At 63.4% G+C, this 355-nt stretch carries 1 protein-coding gene; it reads left to right on the top strand.

The window, feature by feature from the left end; translation table 11 throughout:
• On the top strand, window positions 1-355 hold a 355-nt coding region (locus tag ACLJNW_RS23695), incomplete at both ends, for a TonB-dependent receptor domain-containing protein (RefSeq protein WP_410961157.1).

Below are 355 nucleotides of genomic sequence, written 5' to 3'. Positions count from 1 at the left end.
ACTTCAAGGAAGAAACCATCTGGAACTACGAACTGTTCACCCGCGCCAGCCTGCTCGACGGCCGCCTGCTGCTGAACGGCAACCTGTTCTTCATGGATTTCAAGGACGCCCAGTACAACATCCCGGTGGTGGTTTCGCCGGGGGTGGCGCAGTCGTACACCATCAACGCCGAGAAGGCCCACGCCTACGGCATGGAGCTGGACCTCGACTACCGCCTGCGCGACGACCTGCGGCTGAAGGCCAGCGCCGGCGTGCTACGCACCCGGATCGACGAGATGTCCGGCAATACCGGCTACGAGCACAACGAGTTCGCCCGCTCGCCGGGCTATACCCTCAGCTTCGGACCGAGCTGGGA

This window comes from Salmonella sp. SAL4457, assembly GCF_046548235.1.
Taxonomy (GTDB): domain Bacteria; phylum Pseudomonadota; class Gammaproteobacteria; order Enterobacterales; family Enterobacteriaceae; genus Salmonella; species Salmonella enterica.
This window is presented reverse-complemented; position numbering and strand designations above follow the sequence as displayed.